Source organism: Chloroflexota bacterium, assembly GCA_016197225.1.
Lineage (GTDB): Bacteria > Chloroflexota > Anaerolineae > Anaerolineales > VGOW01 > VGOW01.
In genome coordinates this window covers 73,603-80,085 of sequence record JACPWC010000022.1, presented here as the reverse complement: position 1 = coordinate 80,085, position 6,483 = coordinate 73,603, and the positions used below count along the sequence as shown (strand labels likewise).

Annotated in this window: 8 protein-coding genes; 5 read left to right on the top strand and 3 right to left on the bottom strand. The window is 61.6% G+C overall.

The window, feature by feature from the left end; genetic code table 11:
* The 5 genes from HYZ49_04420 to HYZ49_04400 form a co-directional block, all read left to right on the top strand.
* A partial coding sequence (locus tag HYZ49_04420) for a DNA alkylation repair protein (GenBank protein MBI3241521.1) occupies window positions 1-387 on the top strand: 387 nt, incomplete at its 5' end.
* Window positions 388-471: 84 nt separating this feature from the next.
* Window positions 472-1,602 carry a hypothetical protein gene (locus HYZ49_04415; protein ID MBI3241520.1) on the top strand — a complete coding sequence of 377 codons (1,131 nt, stop codon included), beginning with the start codon at window positions 472-474 and terminating at the stop codon, window positions 1,600-1,602.
* Between the two features lie 67 nt (window positions 1,603-1,669).
* A complete protein-coding gene (locus HYZ49_04410; protein MBI3241519.1) occupies window positions 1,670-3,223 on the top strand; it encodes an HD domain-containing protein in 1,554 nt (517 codons plus the stop codon).
* Between the two features lie 87 nt (window positions 3,224-3,310).
* Window positions 3,311-3,742 carry a nuclear transport factor 2 family protein gene (locus HYZ49_04405; GenBank protein MBI3241518.1) on the top strand — a complete coding sequence of 144 codons (432 nt, stop codon included), beginning with the start codon at window positions 3,311-3,313 and terminating at the stop codon, window positions 3,740-3,742.
* 33 nt (window positions 3,743-3,775) lie between these two features.
* Window positions 3,776-4,414, top strand: a complete 639-nt coding sequence (locus tag HYZ49_04400; protein ID MBI3241517.1) for a hypothetical protein — start codon at window positions 3,776-3,778, stop codon at window positions 4,412-4,414.
* Window positions 4,415-4,585: 171 nt separating this feature from the next.
* Here the strand turns inward: HYZ49_04400 and HYZ49_04395 are convergent, their stop codons facing one another.
* The 3 genes from HYZ49_04395 to HYZ49_04385 form a co-directional block, all read right to left on the bottom strand.
* Window positions 4,586-5,299, bottom strand: coding sequence for an AAA family ATPase (locus HYZ49_04395; protein MBI3241516.1), 714 nt, complete (start codon window positions 5,297-5,299; stop codon window positions 4,586-4,588).
* A 98-nt stretch (window positions 5,300-5,397) separates the two neighbouring features.
* Window positions 5,398-5,628, bottom strand: coding sequence for a hypothetical protein (locus tag HYZ49_04390; GenBank protein ID MBI3241515.1), 231 nt, complete (start codon window positions 5,626-5,628; stop codon window positions 5,398-5,400).
* Between the two features lie 12 nt (window positions 5,629-5,640).
* Window positions 5,641-6,474, bottom strand: coding sequence for an alpha/beta hydrolase (locus HYZ49_04385; protein MBI3241514.1), 834 nt, complete (start codon window positions 6,472-6,474; stop codon window positions 5,641-5,643).
* Between the last annotated feature and the right edge of the window lie 9 nt (window positions 6,475-6,483).

The window sequence follows — 6,483 nt, the reverse complement described above, 5'->3', positions numbered from 1 at the left end:
GGTCCGGCGCTGGTGGAGCACTTTCAGCCGACGCTGAAAATTCTGGCCTCGTGGCGCGAACATCCCAACGCCTGGGTGCGGCGCGTGATTGGCGTGGGGGCGCACGTCTGGGCCAAACGCTCGCGCGGCGCGCCGGAACTGGAGCGCAAGGCCGGGCGGCTGTTGAAATTCCTTGAGCCAATGCTTGAAGAGCAGGAAATGGACGCCGTCAAAGGCATTGGTTGGGGGCTGAAGACGCTGGGCAAGTTTTATCCTGAGACAACAACGGCCTGGCTGGAAAAGCAAGTCGCCCAAAGACCAAATTATCGCGCTCTCATACTTCGCAAGGCGCTCACGTATCTTCCGGCCAAAGGACGGGCGCGCATTGCCCGAGCTGCCTCTCGTTGAGTTTCCAACCACCGAGTCCACAGAGAGCACAGAGCCTACAAAGAATCTCCGTGAACTCCGTGTTCTCTGTGGTGAATCCCTGACATGCCTCTCGAGTTTCACGAATACCGCGCCCGCAAAATCGTCAACGTCCACAAGCACGTGGACAATTGGTTCTGGACGAAGTACAGCGCCCATCCTTACATTGGTTGCCGCAGTGGGTGCGAGTTCTGCTACCTGCGCGGCGGCACTTACCTGGGCCGTCGTGACCCGGCCACCTTTGACACCCTCATTCAAGTGAAGACCAACGCCGTCGAGTTGTTGCGCCGCGAACTGGCCCGGCACGAGCGCGAGGTCATTTTGTGTGGCGACTGGCAACAGCCCGCCGAAGACCGCTACCGCCTCTCGCGGGCCATGCTCGAAGTCGTGCGCGACTTTTCCTTTCCGCTCTTCGTTGTCGAGCGCTCGCCCCTGCTCACCCGCGATCTCGATCTGCTGGCCGACATCCATCAACGCGCGCACGTCAGCGTCGTCATCAGCTTCAGCAATGTAGACCCGGCGCTCAAGCAGGCCTTCGAGCCGCGCAGTCCCGGCCTCAAGCGACGATTGGAAATGATGGCGGCTCTTGCTCAGGCCGGACTGTTGGTGGGCATGTCACTCATGCCTGTCATCCCGTTTTTGGGCGATGATGAGGGGCGACTCGAAGAAGCAGTTCGGATGACAAAAGATCACGGCGGAAGTTTCGTGCTGGTGGGCGGCATGACGATGGAAGGCGTTCAAGCAGAAAGGACGCTGGCCGCCGCCGCTCAACTCGATTCGGCCTCCGAAGGTCGTTGGCGAGAACTGTTTCACTGGACGGAAGGCGGCCAACCCGTTTACGGCCCGCCGCGCGCGTATCATGCCCGGTTGGGGAAGACGGTGCGCGAGTTGTGCATCAAACACGGTTTGAGAGATCGAATGCCGCGCACTATCATCCCCGGCCCACTGGCGGCCAACAAGCGGGTTGCCGAACAACTTCATCTCAGAACTTATGATCTCGAGTTGGAGCAGGCCGACGAGACTCGCATCTGGGCCTATCGTAAGGCGGCCTGGCTGGTGGATGAGATGAAGGACGACATTGGCGAACTGTATCGTGGCCGGGGTGAGCCGGGCTTGAGGCAATTGCCCGGCGTTGGTCGAAGCCTGGCGGGCGAAATCGCCGCCTGGTTACGAGAAACGCAGAGACGACCCGCCTGACCGTAGCGGCGGGCATCGTCTCAGTTCGATAGAATGAGTCTCACCTTTACGCACTCAGGAGCCAACCTTGACTACCTCACCCCAACCCGAATTGCGACAAGCCGAGATCATCATGGCCCTCTCGTTGGCTACCGACCTCGGCACTGGCCGCCCGATGGAATGGGCGATGCGTTCCGCCCTGCTCGGCGTGCGGTTGGGCGAGGCGTTGGGTTTGGACGAAGCGGAATTGCGCGATGTGTATTACTGCGCCCTGCTGATGTACATCGGTTGCACTTCGGAAATCGGGCTGGCCCTGCAACTGTTTGGCGACGACCCCCAGGCTGGCATAGCCGCGGTGGACTTGATCAACAAGAGCGACCCCCGGCAGATGCTGGCGTGGATGCTCAAGTATCTCGGCGCGGGCCAGCCACTGGCGGAACGCCTGCGCACCTTCGCGAACATCGGCTCGGCCATGACCACCTACAAACTCGGCCACTGTGAAGTGGCGCAACGCCTGGCCGAGCGCTTGAGCCTTGAGCTGTCCATTCAGACGGCGCTAACGCAGTTGGGCGAACAGTGGGATGGGCAGGGCGAGCCGCACAAATTGAAGGGTGAGGAAATTGCGCGCCCAATGCGAGTGGCGTTGCTGGTGCGCGACCTCGAAGCGCACCTGAACACGCACGGCGTTGAGGCGGCGGTGGCGGTGGCCCGCCAGCGCTCCGGCAACATTCACGATCCGCACATCGTCAGCCGGTTTTGCGAGCTGGCCCCGCAGTTGTGCGCGACGCTGGCGCAAGATGCAAACTGGGACACCCTGCTTGCCATTGAACCCCGGCCACACCTTTACTCCACCGAAGAGTTTGACAATGCCACGCTGGTGATGGCCGACTTCATTGACTTGATCGCGCCCGCCTTCACCGGTCACTCGCGCAACGTGGCGGCCCTGGCCGAATCGTCGGCCCGGCCCTACGGCCTGCCGGAGTCCGACGTGAAGTCGCTCTGGCGGGCGGCGCTCCTGCATGACCTCGGCAAAATTGCTGTGCCGATGGGGCTGTGGTCCAAACCCGTTCCGTTGAGTCAGAGCGAGTGGGAACGGGTACGGCTGCACCCTTACTACACCGAGCGCATTCTCGCCCGCCCGACGCAGTTGGCGCAATTGGGCGCGGTGGCGGCTCTGCATCACGAGGCGCTGGATGGTTCCGGCTATCACCGGCGAGTGCGAGCGGAGGGCCTCTCCCCCGCCGCGCGATTGCTGGCCGCCGCTAATTTCTATCAGGCCCGCATCGAGCCGCGCCCGCATCGCGAAGCCCAGTTGCCGGATAGCGTCGCGCAGGCCATGCGCCAGGAAGTGCGCGCCGGGCGGCTGGATGGTGAGGCGGTGAACTGTGTCCTGCAGGCCGCCGGACACCGCACTACTCCTGTGCGGCGCGAGCGCGTGGCCGGGCTGAGCGAGCGCGAGATCGAAGTCCTGCGTTTGCTGGCGCGGGGCTACTCCAATCGTCAAATGGCGCAAACGCTTGGGATCACGGAAAAGACGGCGGGCAACCACGTCGTGCATATCTACGAAAAAATCGGTTGCTCCACCCGGTCGGCGGTCACCTTGTTTGCCATGCAACATCACCTGCTCGGTGAGCCGGGCTGAAAAGAATGAGGTGAACACCTCATGACAGGGGAGGCGAAATTTTCTATCATGTCAGTCATAATCCAACCACTCAAGGAGATGACAATCATGAAAGCGAATTCCACCACCCATCAAGCAGTGAAAGCGGCTCTGGACAATTGGGCCGACAGCTACGCCAAGCGCGACATCAAGCGCCTGCTGGCCGGCGTTGCCCCGGACCCGGATGTGCTCATGTACGGCACCGGCGCCGACGAGAAGCGCATTGGTCTGGCGGGCATTCAAACCCAGGCCGAACGCGACTGGGCTCAAACCGACGCGGCGGCGTTCATTTTTCACGACCCCGCGATTTCCGCCGCCGGTTCGGTCGCCTGGGCGTCTGCCGATGCCACCTTCAAAGTGGAAGCCAGCGGGCAACAGATGGCTTTCCCGGCCCGGTTCACCGGCGTATTTGAAAAGCGCGAGGATCAGTGGCTGGTGGTGCAGGCGCACTTCTCACTGCCCGCACCCGATCAAGCTGAGAGCCAATCATTCCCTGCGTAGTCATCGCACAATAAGTCAATCATGGAGGTTAACATGTCAACATCTCAACTTTCGCGCTGGAGTGGTTTGGCCCTAATCATCGGCGGCCTGATTCTAGGCATCGCCACCGTCATTCATCCCGATGATGCTAATGATCCCGGCGCAGTGACCACATCCTACTGGACTATGTTGCACATTGTGTTATTGATCGGCAATGTGATTGCCATACCAGGTTTGCTTGGTTTATACGTTCACGTCGCCAAACGCGCTGGCTGGCTGGGCCTCATCGGGTTTCTGCTCAATTGGCTAGGGATACTGCTCTTCCTGCCATTATTCTTCTTCGAGGCTTTTGTCTTGCCACCCATTGCCGCCGATCAGGCTGGGGTAGCGTTGCTCGATCCGGCCGGGCCGCTCTTTAGTGGAGCGCTCGGCGTCTACTTCCTGGCCTTTGCCATCATCTTCGCCGTCGGGCAGGTGTTGTTCGGCGCGGCGCTCAGTCGGGCGAGTGTGCCCAATCGCTGGGTCGGCTGGCTCTTCATCCTTGTTGCCCCTGGGCCGTTTGTGCCGCCCTTGCCGCACATCGTCTTACAGGCCACTGGCCTGGCCCTCATCATCACCTACGTGCTTTGCGGCTACGCGGTCTGGCGTGGGCAGGAGACCGAACCAGCGCAGTCGCGGCTGGCAGCAGCCTGAATCAATTGGCGATTTCTTGCTCGCGTCCGATGAGGGGCGCGAGACGGACAAGGGGCGATGATACGCGCAGAAAACAAAACGGCCCGGTGGAGCGTTATCCATCGGGCCGAAGCGTATTAGCGACACAACGTCACGATGCAAGACAATCGCAACTGAGCAGGCACGAGGCCATCAATATTTCCATCGGGTGGCCGAGGCCGAGGTCGGAGGCAAAGGAGAGGGCGACGGCGAATTCGGCGAGGCGGAGTTGGGAGGCGGACATCGCCGCTCATTATACTCACCCGACTTAAAGCGGCCCGACGACTGCCGGGCCACTAGTCGGGCTGAGGGGGAGGTAAGGCCATGCCGCTTACGGCGTGGAATCACACCTAATTGCATCATCATTCCTATGGCGTCGAGCTGTCCCCACTCGGCGCCGGGCAGTGGCGGCACAGGGAATTCGTATTCGCCGGAAAGATGAAGTGAAGCGCGGCTCGTTATCAGAATCTTCAAATCGGGGCAGGCGGCTAACATCTCCCTCAACTGCGGCGCGGCGGCGGTGATTTGCTCAAAGTTATCCAGCACCAGCAATCGCTCCCCCGAAAGAAAGACCGTCAGTTGTTCAAGCAGTGGACGCTCGCCCATTGGCCGCACGCCAAGCGTTTGGGCGATGGTGGGGAACACGAGCGCGGGGTCGGTGATGGCGGCGAGGGAGATGAAGTAGACGCCATCGGCGAAACCCTCCGACAGGTCAGCCGCCACTTGCAGGGCGAGGCGAGTCTTGCCCACGCCCCCGGGGCCAGTGAGGGTGACGAGTCGCACCTCATCGCGCAGAATCAATTGCCGGAGCGCGGCGCGTTCGTGTTCGCGGCCAATGAGCGGGGTGGGCGGTGCGTAGAGCGCCATCGCATGGAATTATACGGCAGGCGCACACGAAATAAAACAATCGCTCGTCGCCGAAGGGGTTGCGACGAGCGATGGCGAAGCAGCTCTTAGCCCCGTTCTTAACTCACCGCCCTCGCAGACACAACGGGCGCGGCAGATGTTGCGCTTGACCACAATGCTAACCCGATCCCGCTCAACCCAATCGCATACAGCACGCTGACGACGATTTGACCTGCCCATGGCATTGGGCCGATGGGTTGAGGCGGAGTGGAGAAGACGAGGGCGGTGAGGATGACTAGCACCCCCGCCCAGCGTGGGGACATGCCTGTGCGGAGTGCGGCGATGCTCATCAGTTGGATAAGTTACGCATACACCCGCATCGGATGACGGGCGAAGAAACCGGCCAGCGCCTCAGCCACCGCGCGCGGGTTCATGATCTGAAGCAGGTGGCGTTCAATCGGCAGAAAGGCGGTTTCGATCTGCGGCATCCAAGCCTGCAACAAGTCGTGAGTCTTTTGGAAGCCGGGCCAGTTCGGTTCGGGGCGATAAGCCGAGAGCACGGGCTGTGTGATGCGTGCGGCCTCAGCAGGTGTGAAGGTCCACTGCTGAATGTTGGGCGCTTCCACTTGAAAGACCACATCGGCATCGCGCGCCGCCTGCTCGAACCAGTCCGGTAGGGCGCGATCAGCAATCTCTCGGTAGCCTGGCCCGAAGGCGCCGCTGAGCCAGGTGTCCACCGCCCCAGCCTTATCGCCCGCGCCGAATTGGGCGAACGCCTTACCCGCTGCTTCCATAAACAGTTGCGCCACCGCCGGGTCGGCCAGCGCCGCCGGGATAGAGGGTTCGAGCAATGCCAGCGACTGCACCGCGTCGGGCGCGTCGAGTGCGAGTTGCAATGCAATCACGCCGCCATACGAATGGCCGACGACGTGCGCGCGCTCAATGCCGAGATGCCGAAGGAGAGCGCGGGCATCGGCGGCCTGCTCGGCCACACTCATCGGGCCGGAGGCGCGGTCACTCTGGCCGTAGCCGAGGCGGTGATAGTTGATGAGACGATAGCGTGAGGTGATTTCGGCGTCGTTCATCAGCGGCGCGAATGCATCGGCGACGAAGCCGCAGTGCATAAGCAGAACCGGCTCTGCCGAGCCGCGCGCCTCATAAGCCAGTGATTTGTTGTTGATGTTAGTTGTGTTCATGGTTATCCT